The following is a 17,677-nucleotide window of genomic DNA, read 5'->3' as shown; positions in this document are numbered from 1 at the left end:
GGTTACAATTTTGCTACAAAATCAAGCATATTTTGAAGTGTTTCTTCAAATTGCCCGGCCAGTTCAGGGTTACCAGCTCGTAGTTCATTCTCATAGTTTATGGCAAGCTCGTAGCTATTTGCCATGTTCAAGATACTTATTTTATGTTTTAATTTATGAACATCTTCTGCAGATTTAAGAAAATACTTTGCATTCAGGTTTTTGCGATAAACTTCAACCTCAACAGGTAGTTCTTCTTTTATGATGGTTATCATTTCTTTCTGAAATTCAACCTGATCACCAGCTATCTCTCTTATTTTATTAAGATTAGGATTATCCATCACTATATTTTGGAATTGTAAAATAGAATGTGGTTCCTTCGCCGGTTTGAGATTCAAGCCAGATTTTTCCACCATAAAATTTGATGATTTTAGAGACTATAGACAGTCCTATTCCCTTCGATTTTGAAGCATCTTCCAGCGTTTGAAATACCTGAAAAATCTTATCATGATACTGTTTTTCTATCCCCTTACCATTATCTTTAATACTGAACTTAAAATAATCTACTTCATCTTCAAATCCTATTGCAATATGCCCCAGCTCCTTGTCATTATACTGAATAGCATTTTGTATTAAATTTTGAAATAACTGCTGAAATCTAAAAGAGTTACCCTCAACAAGTGGTAGTTCTTTTTGAATTTCTACTTCAAAATTTTCAGGGATGTGCATCGTAGCTAAAAGATTTTTGACCAGAATATCCAGATCTACGGTGTAACTGTCACCATCAGCTTTATCTACGGCAGAATACTCCAGAATTCCTTCAATAAGACTATGCATATGCTCTACGTGCTCTAAAATTAAATTGAGATTTTGCGAAGCATCTTCATCAATATTTCCGTCTTCTAGAATAAAATTAGTTAACGCATTGATATTGTTTAAAGGAGATTTTAAATCGTGTGAAACAACGTGAGCATAATCATTAAGCTCCTTATTCTGTTTTTCTAATTTTTCTAATAAGGCCTGACGCTGTTGATTAGAGTTGATAATTTCTCTAGTTTGACTTTCTATAACTCGCGCAAGCTCTAGCCCGTCTAGCTTTTTATTTTCGTTAATTTTAGGAAGTTCTTCTGCATTTCCGTATTTCTGAAGTTTAGCGATAGTCTGGGTGAGACTGTCTATGATCTCACGTTGCTGTGTACTTTCTTTCTTTAAATTCTTATTAGCCTCGACTAACTCGTCAGAACTTAAAGACATTGCCCGTTGCACCATTAACAACTGCTCTTCATAATTAGCATATGAACTACTCACTGCATTCAAAAAGACCGAAAACTTCTCATCTATTACGATACCTTCTTCCTGAAGGTGCTTGCGTATTTGTCTTTTTAAAAGTGGGTTCATTTACTCGCTTATTAAGGTCAATGTCATAGTCTGATTATGCAGTTCGCAGCTGCGCTCATTGGCAAAAGGTGACAACTCACCATAACTATAAAAGCCGGTAATTGCTGCCTGACTACCCACGATTTCTATAACTTCTTCTACTTCTTCTTCAGACCGTTGATCCATTACTAGTTTTCTACCCACACAACTCACTAAAATGGCAAGTTGGGCTGCACTTTCTCGCTTTGCAACTGCGGCTTTTGCCGCTTCAAGCGCACCATCTACAATACCGTCTACTGTAGCCATCATCAGTTTAACCCGCGAACCTTCGGGAACATCCCCTGCTAAAATCATCGCATTGTCGGTCTCATCAATATTTAAAATAGTGCGTACAACCGGATGTTCTTTTTCCGCAGAATGCACACTCAAGGGATAAAACAGAGCAGCTTGCGGTAACTCTGCTGCTTTATCTCCAAGATAAGTTTTGTATAAGTCTAAAGCCGGTTTATCATCTAACTCATAAAGAATGTTACCTGTAGATTTTGTAATTGTACGCTCCGGACCAAAAGCAAACCAACCGCCGTAGTTAGAAAAACTAATTTCAAGCGATTCTCCATACAATGCTATGGCAATCACCTCTCCCGCTTTTGCTTTAGAGTTATACCCGCACAAGGTTTTTTCAAACCGTGCATCATCACCACAAAGTCCGCCGGTGACGGCAACCTCATCAGGCAATACAGACTCCAGACCTTTTATGAGATCACTGCCATTTATATAACTACCCTCTGCAATTACAAAAAGGTGTTTGAGATTTGCTTTATCTATTTTTTGAGCAAGAATATTACCTGTTTCTATACTGTTTTTCTCGTGATTCAAAATATTTTCAGAAACTATTTTAAATGTAGAATTCTCAAACTCTATAGCCGTATAAGCGAGCCCGCCATCACTTACCTGATCGCCCAAAATTTCTCCTGATGTAGATGCATAAACTAGATGCCCATTAGGAAACAGATGCCGCATTGTGCTAAAAATATAATCTTCTTCCAGCAAGTGTCTGTTTGCAAAAATGAGAACAAGAGGTGCATCAAGTTTTACCTCTTCGTTGAGATGTTTCCATATTCTGGCTTCATTGAGACTACCTTGTCTGATCTTCATTATGCTCTTTTTTAAGACTGAAATAAAATGTACTACCCGATCCCGGAGTACTTTCTAACCAGGTATCGCCTTCATACAGATTCACGATTTTCTTTACGATTGATAGTCCGATACCGGTAGATTCTTTATGATCTGTAAGTGACTGAAAAATATTGAATATTTTATGATGATATGCCTTCTCTATCCCAATCCCATTATCTTCTACTGCAAAAACATGACATTCTTTTTCTTCGGTATAATGTATTTTGACGTAGCCTTTTTCTTTATCGCAATAGCGAATAGCATTACCTATTAAATTCTGTAAAACTTGTTGCAAACGGGTTTTATCTACTTGAATAACCGGCAGCTCGTTTGCGGTAATAAGTTCTATATGTTCTGGTATAAAAATAAGATCTTTAATATCGCTTAAAACCTCATTAACGTCTGTAGCCTCATCGTGTATGCTTTCAAGCTGAATACTACTGTAATTGAGAATGCCAGAAATTAAACTTTCCATCTTCTCTAAGGTCGTTTCTAAAATGCTGAAATTTTCAAGACTTTGTTCATCAAGTGTTTCTGCATTATCTTCTTTGATCCAGCTAGCTAATGCATTGATACTTCTCAATGGACTTTTTAAATCATGAGATACTACGTGTGCATATTCTTGCAATTCTATATTACTCTTTTCTAAAGTTTTGAGTAGTTTTTCCTTTTGAGCTTCTAGATTTTTCAATTCTGTAATATCAAGGTGAATCCCTATACTTCCAACTAACTTTCCATTGATATCAAAATTGGGAGCACCACTTATGAGCCAGTTTCTTTTTTCTCCATTTTTGCGATATACCTCAACTTCATAAGAATCAGAAACACCTTGTTTTCTAGATTTGAATTTATCTAGAATTATTTTTTTACTCTTAGGGGGCATAAATAATTCTGCAGCTTTTTGTCCAACCAGTTCAGTTTCTGAATATCCGCTCAGATCACAAAAACTTTGATTTACCATTAGAATATGATCTTCTGTATCTACTTCTAGTAAACCCAGATTCATATTAGCTATGATGTTGCTATACTTCTCTTTTTGTTGCTGCAGGTTATTTTTATAACGTCTTTTAAGTGTTACATCGGTATAACTCCAAAGGTGCCCTGTGTAGTTGCCGTTAGAATAAATAGGAATAAAATCACGTTCAAACACTCTTCCGTCAACAAGCTCTAGTTCTTCTGCTGTGACAATTTCTCTCTTATCCAGTATTTCTGAAATTCGTTTTATAAATTCTTCAGGTTTTTTAAAGAGGATTTTACTTTGTTCTGCAGCTGCATCACAATCTGCTCCAACCATATCTCCAGGTGAAGCCGGAATGCCAAATATGTCGCAAAACATAGGATTTGTAAGCACTACTTTCCGGTTTTCATCTTCTAATAAAACACCGCTTTGTAGTTTTAAAATTAAAGCCGAAAGTCTGTTTTCTGACTCAACCAACTTTTCTTTTGCTAACAGTTCATTAGTTACATCTTCAATAGTGATCACCTCCTGTTGATGCATTACAGAATCACTCTGTCGAATAGCACTTACATTAATTTTTGTACTGATGATCTGACCGCTATTTGTTATGTATTTTTGGGTAGTTACAAATGAATCTAACTTACCATTATGTAAGGCTTCTCGTTGAGATTCATAATCAGATTCTTCAGCAGCAATAGTAATAGACTTTAGATTTTTACCTAGAATTTCTGATTCAGGATACCCCAGAATTCGTGTAAAACTATCATTACATTTTTCTATGAGACCATTTGTAGTAAGTGCAATTCCTAATGGTGAACTATTAACGATAAACTCAAGTTGTCGTTTTTGCTCTTCAATAATCTTTGCCTTTTTTTCTTCAGAAGTAATGTCTCTTACAATGCCTTGTGCTGCAACAGCAACGTTATTTTCGTCAAGAATGGTGCTTGCATTTATGTGAACCAAGCGGGTTTCTCCACTTTTTGTAATAATATTTACTTTAAAATTGGTCATGCTACCGGTCTTAAGTAAACTTATAAATGCCTCAGAAACATGTTCTTGCTCGCCTTTAGCGACCATTTTAGGTAAAAAAACTAACTCTTTACTAGAATCATAGCCCATTAAAGAAACTGCGGCATCGTTCATTTTGAGAACGTGCCCCTCTAGATCAATAACAACATAAGCATCAGCAAGATTCTCAAATAAGCCTTCTAACTCAGAATTTTTCTGATAAATTAAAGATTGAAGTCGCTCGTTAAATTTTTTTAATTTGTTTGATAACGTGTAAAGTTCAGAAGATTTTTCTTCAAGAATAGATTCTGCGATTTTACGGGCTTTACGCTCTCTTTCAATAATTCTTTTATATAGATCCGGATTCGCTGTTTTCATCTGTATTGACTATAAAAAATCGTACATAAGTCCCATCTTCTTTTATCTTTTCAAAATCTATTTTAAAATTCTTATTAAAATAATTGAACGACTCGTGCATCAATCCTAATCCAAAACTATACATCGCTCTGCTAGAAAGATAATCTAAAATTAATGTATTTTCTGACCTTTTTACAATTTTAAAAATAGGAAGCTGCGCATCAGGGTAAATTTTACGCACTTCAACGTGTATATGATTCTCTATAGAAGCAATCAATTCTATAGGATCTGAGTAGGTATTTAATAGCCCCGGGTAGCTACGCTGAATAACCTTAAAAAAATGCAATGCATAGGTATACAATAAATCATCTACAGATAACTGGGTGCGCTCACTTAAATGCGTAAGCAGCTGTACCATTTCTGAAAATTTATAAGTGCCTACAGCGGTATATGCTCCGCCGGACTCTAACTCAGAAGCAGTGATGATATCGTCTACCATCTCTAATCCAAACTTCTCTTCTACTAACTCCAAAAACTCTGTAAATACAATTCCCTTCATTAAAAATGAATTAACTCATTAAGACTCCAATACTCCAACAAACCATTTATTTTATCTACGTAATCTTCATATTTTAAAGGTTTTAATATGTATCCTGCAATACCTATCTCATAGCACTGCTTTACATCATTATGATTACTAGAAGTTGTTAGAATTACTGTAGGAATATATTTTAGTACAGGATCGTTTTTTAAAATTTTTAAAAACTCTATCCCGTTAATCTTAGGCATATTGAGATCCAGAAGAATGATGTCTGGCAATTTGCTTTTGTCACGCAATACTTCTAAGGCTTCTTCACCATTCTTAGCTTCGTTCAGATGGTGTTTCAATTGATTTTTAGAAAGCACACGTTTGAGTTTCATAACCTCAATACGGTCATCTTCAATCAGCAAAATAGATAATACTCGTTTGCGCATTTTATAGGGTTTTTACTCGATAGTCGAGATTTAAGCTGGGTTTGTATACAAATTTCAATAAAATGGAATTTAATACTTTCAAAAGACGTTGAAAATGGCACTAAGTGTAGACGAGTTGCAATTAAGTGTAGACAAATGGTTTTTACTAACTTTTAATCATCTTAAAATACACTCTTGCCTTTGTCATTACTTTAGAAGCGAGAATAAGGGTTGCAAGCATTGTAGGGATTGCCATAAGTGCAAAAAAAGTGTCAATAAGATTGATCATTAAGCTTAGAGAAGTAGTTGCTCCGATTAGAATACTGCTTATATAAAAGTAATTGTAGAGGTGTTTGTAGCGTGTTCCTACTAAAAACGATAAACACTTTGTACCATAGTATGAATACGAAAATAAAGAGCTAATGCTGAATACCGCAATACAAATCAATAATACATAAGAACCAAAGCCCGGCATTGCATCTGAGAAAGCTTTTGCGGTAAGACTTACACCATTTGCGTTACTGCTTTGCCAAACTCCGGTAACCAGAATGCTCAAAGCCGTTAGCGTACATACAATGATAGTATCTATAAATGGGCCCAACATTGCTACTAATCCTTCTCGAATAGGTTCTTCGGTTTTTGCTGCACCGTGTGCCATAGGCGCCGTACCTATTCCAGCTTCGTTGGAGAAAGCTCCTCTACGAATACCTAAAATAATTAAAGCTCCTAAAATGCCCCCCAGCATTGGATCACCGGTATAATTATTTGCTGCAAAAGCATCGGTAAAAATTAGTTTGAAATATCTGGGCACTTCAGAAGCATTGATAAACAAAATAACAAGTACTGCTAAAAAATACAGTACAACCATCCCCGGTACAATCTTAGATGCCGTTTTACTGATTCGATTGAGGCCACCGAGAATTACAATTCCTGTTATCACAGCGAGCACAATACCTATGGTTAAATCTGTAGAAAAACCTTTTGGAATTCCATTAGGAATTAGCAAAATATCATTTATAGCTTGCGTGAGTTGATTTACATTAAAAACCGGTAAAGCTCCAACAAGACCGGCAATACTAAAAAAAGCAGCGAGAGGTTTCCACGCTTTTCCAAGACCTTCTGTAATAAAATACATAGGGCCACCTTGTATTGCACCAGAATCATCTTTACCCCTATACAAAATAGCAAGCGTACAGGTAAAAAATTTAGTACTCATCCCTACGATAGCACTCACCCACATCCAGAAAACTGCACCGGGACCTCCCACAGCGATAGCTACTGCAACACCAGCAATGTTACCCATACCCACAGTAGACGATAAGGCAGTCATTAATGCCTGAAAATGACTGATTTCGCCCGGATCATCAGGATTATCATATTTACCTCGAAGCACGTCTATAGCGTGACCAAAATATTTAAAAGGAAGAAATCGAGAATAAACCAAAAGATACAAGCCGCCACCAATAAGCAATATTAAAAGTGGTAACCCCCAAACAAATGAAGCAGCTTCTGCAATCCAATGATTTAATTGTTCCATATATTAAAAATAAAAAACCGAAAAGATAACTAGTTAACTTTTCGGTTAAGTGAAATTTTGAATCAATCCTGAAACTTATTTTTTTAGATAATTTAGAACATTATCTTCTATTCGTTTATCAATTGCATCAAGATCTGCTTTTACAAACTGCTCGCCGGTGATGTTCTCAAATAACTCAATGTAGCGTTCAGAAACCGTCTCGATATATTCATCTGTCATTTCTGGTAGTTGCTGTCCTTCTAATCCTTGAAATCCATTGCTTATCAACCACTGCCGCACAAACTCTTTAGAAAGTTGCTTCTGTGCTTCACCTTTTTGTTGACGTTCTTCATACCCATCTGCATAAAAATAGCGAGAAGAATCTGGCGTATGAATCTCATCGATCAATACGATCTTACCATCTGCAGTTTTTCCAAATTCATATTTAGTATCCACTAAAATGAGTCCGCGCTCAGCAGCAATTTCAGTTCCGCGCCGAAATAATTTATAGGTGTAATCTTCTAAAATAGCATAATCTTCAGCAGAAACGATTCCTTTTTTTAGAATATCTTCTTTAGAAATATCCTCATCATGGTCTCCCATTTCAGCTTTTGTTGCCGGTGTGATGATAGGTGTAGGAAATTCATCATTTTCCTGCATTCCCTCAGGCATAGCGACACCACAAAGTATACGCTTACCGGATTTATATTCCCGGGCAGCATGCCCACTCATATAACCTCTAATAACCATTTCAACTTTAAAAGGTTCGCATTTTTTACCCACCGCAACATTAGGATCTGGAGTAGCTTCAAGCCAGTTAGGTACCAGATCTTCGGTATCACGCATCATTTTTGTCGCAATCTGATTTAAGATTTGACCCTTATAAGGGATTCCTTTGGGCATCACAACATCAAACGCGCTCAGGCGATCTGTTGCGATCATCACCAGTAAATCATTCTGAAGACTATAAACTTCACGTACTTTGCCTTTGTATACATCTGTCTGCCCCGGAAAGTCGTAGTTTGTATCTGTGATGGTTTTATTTGACATTTATATTCTAATATTTAATCTCTGTTTTCTATCGCTTTATAGGCAGCGATAACTTCTTTAACCAGTTTATGACGTATAACATCTTTATCATCAAGATAAATCATACCCACACCTTTTACATCTTTTAGCACCAGAAGTGCTTCTTTAAGCCCACTTATCACACGACGAGGCAAATCTATCTGCCCGGGATCTCCGGTTATCAGGAATTTTGCGTGTTTCCCCATACGGGTTAAAAACATCTTCATCTGGGCGTGAGTAGTATTCTGCGCTTCATCAAGAATCACAAAGGCATTATCTAAGGTACGACCGCGCATAAAAGCCATAGGTGCAATTTGTATCACTCCCTTTTCTATAAAACTTTCTAGCTTTTCATGTGGAATCATATCACGCAATGCATCGTACAATGGCTGCATGTAAGGATCTAACTTTTCTTTTAAATCTCCCGGTAAAAAACCTAGGTTCTCCCCTGCTTCTACTGCCGGTCTGGTAAGAATAATACGTTTAACTTGTTTTTCTTTTAAAGCCTTAACCGCTAGTGCAACACCAGTATAGGTTTTACCCGTACCCGCAGGCCCAATAGCAAAGACCATATCATTTTTACGAGCAAGATCTACCATCTTACGCTGGTTTGCCGTTTGAGCTTTAATAAGCTTACCACCCACTCCATGCACTAAGATTTCCCCACTTTCGGGAGAAGTCTCATAATCTGCTCTGCTTTCGCTTGTTAAAACACGCTCAATTGTATTCTCATCAAGCTTATTATACTTTGCAAAATGCTCAAGCAGCATCGTGATGCGTTTATCAAACTCTTCCAAAAGATCCTCATCCCCGTAGGCTTTTATATGATTGCCCCGGGCAACCAATTTTAACTTGGGAAAGTACTTCTTAAGAAGTTCAATATTACTATTGTTTTGACCAAAGAATTCCCTTGGCGTGATCTCTGAAAGTTCGATGATAAGTTCGTTCAAAAGCGGAAGAATTTTATAAAAAAACTAGTTAATTATCTTTAGTTTTGTGCTTAACAAATGTAACTAAATTTACGAACTATCTCCCTTAAAAATATCAACAAAACCGCCTATGCCCATTATAACATTAACCACTGATTTCGGCTTAAAAGACCATTTTGCCGGTGCGGTTAAAGGCGCTATTTACAGCGAAATGGCTGATGCCAAAATTGTTGATATCTCGCACAATGTGTCTCCTTTTCACATAACCGAAGCCGCATATATAATACAGAATGCCTACCGTAATTTCCCCAAAGGAACCATACATGTTATTGGTATAGACTCTGAACAAAATGCTGAAAATAAACACATTGCAGTTAAAGTTGAAGGGCATTATTTTGTTTGTGCCAACAATGGGATTATGTCTATGATCACACGCACTATTGTTCCTGAAGAGCTTGTTGAGATCAATATTCACGACCGGATTAAAACCAATTTTACAGAACTTGATGTTTTTGTACAGGTTGCTTGTCATATCGCTCGTGGCGGGACTTTAGGAGTTATTGGCAAACCTATTAAAGAAATCAAGGCGATTACGGGAATTATGCCAGTTATTAACAGCGATCAAAAGCAAATTATAGGTAACGTAATCTATGTTGATAACTACGGAAATGTGATCACAAACATCACACGGCGTCTGTTTGATGATGTGGGAAAAGGCCGCAATTTTATCATACAGGCAAGACGTGCACATTTTAAAAAAATTCATGAGCGGTATAGCGATGCGATCAATTTTGATATTGAAAAAGCAAAGCGGGAAGAAGACGGTAAAAAAATAGCCCTTTTCAACTCCTCAAATTATCTGGAACTTGCTATTTATAAAAGTAACCCTAGTACAGTAGGTAGCGCCTCTACCCTTTTTGGTCTAGATTATCGCGATTCCGTAAGTATTACTTTTGAATAAACACAAAGCTTTGATTTATGATTGTACGCCTGGTTAAAATGGAATTTAAACTTGAAGATATAACTCATTTTTTAGCTCTTTTTGATCAGGTAAAAGAACAAATTCGGGATTTTGAGGGCTGTGAATTTTTAGAATTATTACATGGCGAAAAAGATACTGGAATTTTCTTCACGCACAGTTATTGGAAAGATACTCAAGCTTTAGAAAGCTATCGAAATAGTACCTTATTTAAGACCACCTGGGCGAAGACCAAAGTCCTTTTTAACGAAAAACCCGAAGCTTGGATCGTTGAAAAATTCGTAACTTTACATTAACCCTCTTTCTTTTTTCAAGAGAAAATTCAATTAAAACATTATAAAATACAGAATATTGTAAATTCTATTCAATATTCTTTTATAACTTCTTTTATGAAAAATATAGCTGTAATAGGTGCAGGAACAATGGGGAATGGTATTGCACATACCTTCGCTCAAAACGGATTCAATGTCAATCTTATAGACATAAGTGATGCTTCTTTGAAAAATGGGATTGCAACAATCACAAAAAACTTAGATCGCCAAGTAGCAAAAGAAGTCCTTACTGAAACCCAGAAAAATAACACACTTCTTAATATTAAGTTATTAACCGATTTAAAAGAAGGCGTTTCTCAAGCCAATCTTGTTGTTGAAGCCGCAAGTGAAAACCATAAAATTAAACTTGATATTTTCAAAAATCTTGAAGAGTTCTGCAAGCCTAATACTATATTAGCAAGTAATACTTCTTCTATTTCCATTACACAAATTGCTTCAGCTACAAAACGCGCAGACAAAGTTATTGGGATGCATTTTATGAATCCGGTGCCGGTTATGAAATTGGTTGAGATTATTAGCGGGTATAGCACATCAAAAGCAACTTTAAAAACCATCACAAAACTTGCTGAACAATTAGGAAAAACTCCTGTTCCGGTAAATGATTACCCTGGGTTTGTTGCTAACCGTATTCTGATGCCTATGATCAATGAAGCTGTTGAAACTTTATACAATGGTGTTGCCGGCGTTGCTGAGATAGACACCGTTATGAAACTAGGTATGGCACACCCAATGGGACCGTTGCAGCTTGCAGATTTTATTGGCCTTGACGTGTGCCTCGCAATTCTAGAAGTGATGTATGAAGGTTTTAAAAATCCTAAATATGCGCCTTGCCCTTTGCTTGTTAATATGGTACGCGCAGGTAAAATGGGTGTGAAATCTGGAGAAGGTTTTTACAATTATAGCGAAAGCAGAAAAGCAGAAACTGTCGCGGCTCAATTTGCTTAAACTGTGGTAAAATCTAAAGTTTCATTTTTCAGTTTATTTTGCTTTTTAGTAGTTATTTATCTGATAGCAATTTGTGTCTTAGTCTTAACTGAACAGTTTCAAAAATTGAGTATTTTCAGTTTGTGTGGAATGATAGGTTTATGTTTATTTTGCTTGATTTTTCTACTTACAGAGTTTAGAAAACGCGCAGATATATTGATTTTAAGCAGTGATCACTTAGAAAAATTCAGTTTTTTAGGTGTTGGATACGCGCAGCGATTCGATATTAATGAATTTGATGGATTTACCAAAATGTGGTATTATTCAAAATCCTATCTGCATTTAATTATAGACGGAAAACGCGTAGCTTGTTGTTGTAACTTTCATACGCGCAATTATGATACTGTGAAAATGGCTTTGGAGGACAAATTGGTCTTTCTTGGGGAAGAGAATTACAGTATTTCAAATGAGCTTAGCTATATCCTAAAATAATTCTCACATTTGAATTCAGTTGGAAAAATAAAGAGTTAATGCCCAAAATAATTCCCTTTAAAGCCATACGTCCTACTAGAGATAAAGTAAGTCTTATCGCGTCGCGCTCGTATGATACTTATACTAAGTCTGAACGTAAAGCACGGTTAGAAAATAACCCGTATTCGTTTTTACACATTGTGAATCCCGGTTATAAATACCATAAAGTTATCAGTGGTGAAGAGCGGTTCAACCTGGTACGCAACCGTTATCTGGAATTTAAAGAGGAAGGCATTTTTATTGAAGAACATCAACCATCATTTTACGTTTATAAAATCATAAACCGTGATGCTGAAGAATTTATAGGTATTATAGGTGCAGCGAGTGTTGCTGATTATCAAAACAACAACATCAAACGTCATGAAAATACAATAAAACAACGTGAAGAGGTTTTTAAAGAATATTTAAAAGCTACCGGATTTAATGCAGAACCGGTTTTACTCACACATCCTGACTCTGATGAATTGAGCGAGATTTGCAACCTAATAATGCACCAGCGCTCTGAATATGAGTTTACCACAACCTATCGTGACACGCACTATTTGTGGCCGGTGTGTGATTCAAAAGTGGTTGAAAGAATTCAACATTTATTCGCCAAAATGCCTGAGCTATACATTGCCGATGGGCATCACCGCTCCAGTTCATCTGCACTGCTTGCCGATGATTTAAATCAACAAAATATCGAAAGCTCTGCTCATAATTATTTTATGAGTTACATCATACCAGAATCTCATTTGCGCATTCATGCCTTCAGCAGAATGATCACAGACCTTTACGGTATGGACAGCGACGAATTTTTAATCAAATTAGATTCGATATTTAAAATTGAAAATCGCGGTGAAGAGTTTATTCAGCCTGCTGCTTTGCATAATTTTAGCATGTATCTCGCTGGTAATTTTTATATTCTTGAATTACGCAAACACCATCAGAACTTCAACAATGCTTTAGAAAGTTTAGATGCTCAAATTCTTTATGAATTGGTTTTAAAACCCTTGCTCAAAATTGAAGATCCCCGAGAGGATAAACGTCTCGCCTACGGGAAGGGTAAAAACGATATGTTGAGCGTAAAAGAAAAAGTAGATCAGCAAAAGTTTGCGGTTGCCTTTAGCTTGTTTCCGGCGAAATCACAGCAAATCAAAGACATATCTGATGAAGGCTTAACGATGCCACCAAAGTCGACATTCATTCAGCCTAAATTGCGCAGTGGTGTTACCATTTATGAGTTTCTCTAAATTATTGTAGCCCATTACAAATACTTAACTTTACAAAAAAGTGATACCCAATAACCAAGCATAAAGTTGCTAAGTTATAATTGGTGTTCATAATTATAAAGCACGATCATTTTTCGATTATTGATTAATACTATTTATGTCTGAAATAACTCAAAATATAAGTCAGTTTAAAGCATCTCTCTCTGAGAAGGTAACACTTGTAGCTGTCTCAAAAACAAAACCTAACGAGGATATTGAAGAAGCTTATGCTGCTGGTCAACGCGTTTTTGGCGAAAACAAAATTCAGGAAATGACCGATAAATGGGAGGCCCTTCCTAAAGACATTCAGTGGCATATGATAGGTCATGTACAAACAAATAAGGTCAAGTATATGGCTCCGTATGTAAGTTTAATACACAGTGCAGACCGCTTAAAGCTTTTTAAAGAAATCAATAAAGAGGCTAAAAAAAATGATCGAATTATAGATGTACTGCTTCAGGTTAAAATTGCTGAAGAGGATAGTAAATTTGGTATGTCTCCAGAAAACGCTAAAGAGTTTTTAGAACATAATACTGCGAATAATTATCCTAATGTTCGCGTAGTAGGCTTGATGGGGATGGCTTCATTTGTAGATGATGAGACACAAATTAGCCGCGAGTTTTCTCAACTTGAAAAAATTTACAATACCTTTAAAGATACGTATGGTTTTAAAGTGCTTTCTATGGGGATGAGCGGTGATTATCCTATTGCTTTGAAACACGGTAGCACAATGGTTCGCGTGGGAAGTGCTATTTTTGGTGCTCGTAATTACGACAATTAGACGCTCACTAAACCAATCTATAGAATATAAGATTTTAAAACATTTTATGTACGCAATACTCGATCTAGAAACTACAGGAGGAAAATACAATGATGAGGGAGTTACCGAGGTTGCTATCTACAAATACGACGGACATCAAATTGTAGATCAATTTATAAGTCTTGTTAATCCCGAGCGTCCCATACAAGCTTTTGTGGTAGGTCTTACCGGTATAAATAACGAGATGTTGCGCAATGCGCCTAAGTTTTATGAGGTTGCTAAACGTATTATTGAGATCACAACAGACTGCATTATTGTTGCTCATAACGCCCAGTTTGATTATCGTATTTTACAATTAGAATTTGACAGACTTGGTTATGATTATCAGCGTAAAAGTCTGTGTACCGTAGAACTTGCTCAGGAGTTACTTCCCGGTCAAAACAGCTACAGTCTGGGTAAGTTAGTAAGAAACTTAGGAATCCCTATTACAGACCGGCACAGAGCCAATGGTGATGCTTTAGCCACAGTAAAACTCTTTAAATTATTGTTGACCAAAGACACAAAAAAAAGCATCATACAAGAGTCTATAAAACTCAATCCCAAAAAACAAATAGATACTAAACTACGTGATCTCATTACCGAAACACCTAGTGTCACGGGAGTCTACTATATGCATAATGCTAACGGAAGCGTTATTTATATTGGCAAAAGCCGAAATATAAAAAAAAGGCTCAATCAGCATTTTACAAGCGATAATAGAAAATCAAAACAAATACAAAAAGAAGTTGAAGCGGTAAGCTATGACGAGACCGGAAGCGAACTCGTTGCACTTCTTAAAGAGAATGAAGAAATAAAAAAAATCAGGCCTAAACACAACCGGGCGTTGAGACGGGTTAAGTTTAAAGCTCAGCTGGTGAGTTTTATTGATGACAAGGGGTATTTAAACCTAAGGGTAGAAAAAGCAGACAGCACTAAGTCCAGCATCATTACTTTTGCAACAATTCCTTCAGGAAAAGCTTATTTGGCTAGAATGCTTGAAGAGTATAATTTGTGTCAAAGTAAAACCGGTTTACATCAGACTGAGGGCAATTGTTTTAACTACACCATAAAAACCTGTGACGGAGCTTGTATTGGAGAGGAAATACCTGAGACTTATAATAAACGTGTTGAAGCTTTCATTAAAAAACATACGTTTGAAAATAAGAACTTCATTATCATAGATCGCGGTCCAACTAAAGAACAACGCAGTGCTATTTTAATTGAAGAAGGAATTTTTAAAGGTTTTGGTTATTATAACCTGAATCATCAGTTGAATAATTTGGATATTTTAGAACGCATCATTACACCAATGGAAGATAATCGCGATGCCAGGCATATTATTCAAAGCTACCTGCGCTCTCGTAAAGTGATCAAAATAATGGAGCTAACCGAATTAGAAAACTAAACTATGATCAAAAAGCTACTTATTATTCTCTTGCTTGCTTTCTGTTGCAATTGTTCTGTGCAAGACAATGAGCACGATGATCTAACAGATACAAAACAAATACGGCTCATTTGTCAATCTTCAACTTCAGCTGAAGAAAATAAACCATTGTATGTGCTGCTTATTGACAGTAAATTCTATAAAATAGATAATTTTCTAGAGACTATTCCTCCTTCAGAACTATCAAAAATTTCAGTTTTAAAGGGGCAAAAAGCTTTAGCTAAACACGGTTCTAAAGCTTCAAAAGGAGTTATTGAACTTGAATTCAAACCAGCATTCAAAAAACAACTCTTGGCTAAAAATCTTGAAGAATTAACATTAACTCTTTGACACAACCACAAAAACATACTTGGAAAACAAAACTTCATGAAATAATTTATGAAGCAGATACTCCCGCCGGAAAAGCTTTTGATGTTGTTCTACTTATTTTAATTTTTCTGAGCGTAGTATTAGTCATGCTTGAAAGTGTTTCATCTTTTCAAGCTGAATACGGTAAGTATTTTTATATAGGAGAATGGTTTATAACCATTTTCTTCACTATAGAATATATTTTGAGAGTAATTTCAATCAGAAAACCTACGGCATATATTTTTAGCTTTTATGGCTTAATTGATTTCATATCTACCATTCCGTTGTATCTATCTTTTTTTATTGTGGGTACAAATGCGCTACTAACTATAAGAGCTTTAAGGCTTTTGCGCGTTTTCAGGATTTTAAAAGTGACTCGGTATATTGGTGAGGGAAACAAACTGGCAAAAGCTTTAAAAGATAGCAGACCAAAAATTTTGGTTTTCTTATTTGCCGTAATGATTCTGTCGGTCATCGCTGGTACTTTGATGTACATTGTAGAAGGCCCAGAACACGGGTTTAAAAGTATTCCGGTAAGTATTTACTGGTGCATTGTTACGTTAACCACTGTAGGTTTTGGTGATATCGCACCAGTTACAGCATTAGGTCAGTTTATAGCCACCGTGATCATGATAATGGGTTACGGAATTATCGCAGTACCCACAGGTATTGTAAGTGCAGAAATGGCTAAAGGTAATAAACCACAACCTGATCCTCAAAAACTACATTTAAATACACAGGTTTGCCACAATTGCGGTTCTAAAAAGCACCAGGATTCTGCAAAATATTGTCACCAATGCGGATACAGTCTTCATTATGAATAAAACTTTAATCGCTGTTGTAGGCCCCACAGCTATAGGTAAAACAGTTCTGGGGATAAAACTTGCCAAGCAGTTTAATACCGAAATCATTTCTGCAGATTCCAGGCAGTTTTTTAAAGAAATGAAAATAGGAACTGCTGTGCCAAACAATGAAGAGTTGGCAGCTGCCAAACATCATTTTATTCAGCATATATCTATCGAAAAAGAGTATAATGTAGGACTTTTTGAAAAAGAAGCTATTTCAAAACTCGACGACCTTTTTAAGGTTCACGATGTTGTTATTATGGTAGGTGGCTCTGGGCTATATGTAGATGCAGTGCTTAACGGATTAGATCGTTTTCCAGATGTGAATTCTCAAATACGTGAAGACTTAATTCTACAGGTAGAAAACAATGGTATTGAAAGTTTACAGAACCTCTTAAAAGACCTTGATCCTATTCACTATAATAAAATAGATCTGGATAATAAACAACGTTTAATTAGAGCTCTGGAAATCTGTATAGGTACCGGAAATCCTTATTCTTCCTATTTAGCAAAAAATACGGTAAAGAGAAATTTTAATTTTATAAAAATAGGCCTTACTGCAGAACGGCAACTTATTTATGACCGAATTAATTTGCGTGTAGACCTCATGATGCAAAACGGGCTTTTGGAGGAAGTACGCTACTTACAACATAAAAAGCATCTCAATGCATTACAAACGGTAGGCTACCGGGAACTATTTAGTTATTTTGATGGCGTTTATGACTTAAAAACTGCTATTGAAGAAATTAAGAAAAATACCAGACGCTTTGCAAAACGCCAATTGACCTGGTATCGTAAAGATGAGTCAATTATCTGGTTTGATCATGAGATTCCTTCCCAAGAAATTATAACAACGATAAAAGAAAGAGTGTCTTTTTAAAAAAGACACTCTTATCTATACCA

At 36.0% G+C, this 17,677-nt stretch carries 19 protein-coding genes; 10 read left to right on the top strand and 9 right to left on the bottom strand.

Going from position 1 to position 17,677, the window contains the following annotated elements; genetic code table 11:
• Window positions 1–2: 2 nt before the first annotated feature.
• From DSM03_RS07455 to DSM03_RS07415, 9 genes are all read right to left on the bottom strand, one after another.
• Window positions 3–320, bottom strand: a complete 318-nt coding sequence (locus DSM03_RS07455) for an Hpt domain-containing protein (RefSeq protein ID WP_128761055.1) — start codon at window positions 318–320, stop codon at window positions 3–5.
• On the bottom strand, window positions 313–1,377 hold the full coding sequence (locus DSM03_RS07450; RefSeq protein WP_128761056.1) for an ATP-binding protein: 1,065 nt from the start codon (window positions 1,375–1,377) through the stop codon (window positions 313–315). Before DSM03_RS07450 ends, DSM03_RS07455 begins: the two co-directional genes overlap by 8 nt.
• On the bottom strand, window positions 1,378–2,511 hold the full coding sequence (locus DSM03_RS07445) for an FIST signal transduction protein (RefSeq protein WP_128761057.1): 1,134 nt from the start codon (window positions 2,509–2,511) through the stop codon (window positions 1,378–1,380).
• The gene (locus DSM03_RS07440; protein ID WP_128761058.1) at window positions 2,492–4,876 is read right to left on the bottom strand and encodes a PAS domain-containing sensor histidine kinase; all 2,385 of its coding nucleotides are present in this window, start codon (window positions 4,874–4,876) and stop codon (window positions 2,492–2,494) included. The genes DSM03_RS07445 and DSM03_RS07440 overlap by 20 nt, the downstream gene beginning before the upstream one ends.
• Window positions 4,848–5,414 (bottom strand): heme NO-binding domain-containing protein, encoded by a 567-nt coding sequence (locus tag DSM03_RS07435; protein WP_128761059.1) that lies wholly within the window; start codon window positions 5,412–5,414, stop codon window positions 4,848–4,850. The genes DSM03_RS07440 and DSM03_RS07435 overlap by 29 nt, the downstream gene beginning before the upstream one ends.
• Entirely contained in the window at window positions 5,414–5,830 is a 417-nt protein-coding gene (locus tag DSM03_RS07430) for a response regulator (protein WP_128761060.1), read from the bottom strand. The genes DSM03_RS07435 and DSM03_RS07430 overlap by 1 nt, the downstream gene beginning before the upstream one ends.
• Window positions 5,831–5,975: 145 nt before the next feature.
• Window positions 5,976–7,346 (bottom strand): alanine/glycine:cation symporter family protein, encoded by a 1,371-nt coding sequence (locus tag DSM03_RS07425; RefSeq protein ID WP_128761061.1) that lies wholly within the window; start codon window positions 7,344–7,346, stop codon window positions 5,976–5,978.
• A 75-nt stretch (window positions 7,347–7,421) separates the two neighbouring features.
• Complete coding sequence (locus DSM03_RS07420; RefSeq protein ID WP_128761062.1) at window positions 7,422–8,375, bottom strand: phosphoribosylaminoimidazolesuccinocarboxamide synthase; 954 nt, start codon at window positions 8,373–8,375, stop codon at window positions 7,422–7,424.
• 14 nt (window positions 8,376–8,389) lie between these two features.
• The gene (locus DSM03_RS07415) at window positions 8,390–9,343 is read right to left on the bottom strand and encodes a PhoH family protein (RefSeq protein ID WP_128761063.1); all 954 of its coding nucleotides are present in this window, start codon (window positions 9,341–9,343) and stop codon (window positions 8,390–8,392) included.
• A gap of 109 nt (window positions 9,344–9,452) precedes the next feature.
• On the opposite strand from DSM03_RS07415, the gene DSM03_RS07410 reads away from it, so the two are divergent.
• From DSM03_RS07410 to miaA, 10 genes are all read left to right on the top strand, one after another.
• Window positions 9,453–10,283: an SAM hydrolase/SAM-dependent halogenase family protein gene (locus DSM03_RS07410; protein WP_128761064.1), complete on the top strand. Its 831-nt coding sequence runs from the start codon at window positions 9,453–9,455 to the stop codon at window positions 10,281–10,283.
• 17 nt (window positions 10,284–10,300) lie between these two features.
• Window positions 10,301–10,597 carry a putative quinol monooxygenase gene (locus tag DSM03_RS07405; RefSeq protein ID WP_128761065.1) on the top strand — a complete coding sequence of 99 codons (297 nt, stop codon included), beginning with the start codon at window positions 10,301–10,303 and terminating at the stop codon, window positions 10,595–10,597.
• Between the two features lie 93 nt (window positions 10,598–10,690).
• Window positions 10,691–11,578: a 3-hydroxybutyryl-CoA dehydrogenase gene (locus DSM03_RS07400; protein ID WP_128761066.1), complete on the top strand. Its 888-nt coding sequence runs from the start codon at window positions 10,691–10,693 to the stop codon at window positions 11,576–11,578.
• A 105-nt stretch (window positions 11,579–11,683) separates the two neighbouring features.
• On the top strand, window positions 11,684–12,049 hold the full coding sequence (locus DSM03_RS07395) for a hypothetical protein (protein ID WP_128761067.1): 366 nt from the start codon (window positions 11,684–11,686) through the stop codon (window positions 12,047–12,049).
• Between the two features lie 38 nt (window positions 12,050–12,087).
• Window positions 12,088–13,320, top strand: a complete 1,233-nt coding sequence (locus tag DSM03_RS07390; protein WP_128761068.1) for a DUF1015 domain-containing protein — start codon at window positions 12,088–12,090, stop codon at window positions 13,318–13,320.
• A 136-nt stretch (window positions 13,321–13,456) separates the two neighbouring features.
• On the top strand, window positions 13,457–14,119 hold the full coding sequence (locus DSM03_RS07385) for a YggS family pyridoxal phosphate-dependent enzyme (RefSeq protein WP_128761069.1): 663 nt from the start codon (window positions 13,457–13,459) through the stop codon (window positions 14,117–14,119).
• Between the two features lie 31 nt (window positions 14,120–14,150).
• Window positions 14,151–15,542: an exonuclease domain-containing protein gene (locus tag DSM03_RS07380; protein ID WP_262707733.1), complete on the top strand. Its 1,392-nt coding sequence runs from the start codon at window positions 14,151–14,153 to the stop codon at window positions 15,540–15,542.
• A 3-nt stretch (window positions 15,543–15,545) separates the two neighbouring features.
• Window positions 15,546–15,911, top strand: coding sequence for a hypothetical protein (locus tag DSM03_RS07375; RefSeq protein WP_128761071.1), 366 nt, complete (start codon window positions 15,546–15,548; stop codon window positions 15,909–15,911).
• Window positions 15,908–16,753, top strand: a complete 846-nt coding sequence (locus DSM03_RS07370) for an ion transporter (protein ID WP_128761072.1) — start codon at window positions 15,908–15,910, stop codon at window positions 16,751–16,753. Before DSM03_RS07375 ends, DSM03_RS07370 begins: the two co-directional genes overlap by 4 nt.
• Window positions 16,746–17,654, top strand: a complete 909-nt coding sequence (gene miaA / locus DSM03_RS07365; RefSeq protein ID WP_128761073.1) for a tRNA (adenosine(37)-N6)-dimethylallyltransferase MiaA — start codon at window positions 16,746–16,748, stop codon at window positions 17,652–17,654. The genes DSM03_RS07370 and miaA overlap by 8 nt, the downstream gene beginning before the upstream one ends.
• Window positions 17,655–17,677: the final 23 nt, after the last annotated feature.

The organism is Leeuwenhoekiella aestuarii, from assembly GCF_004104055.1.
GTDB classification, from domain to species: domain Bacteria; phylum Bacteroidota; class Bacteroidia; order Flavobacteriales; family Flavobacteriaceae; genus Leeuwenhoekiella; species Leeuwenhoekiella aestuarii.
This window is presented reverse-complemented; position numbering and strand designations above follow the sequence as displayed.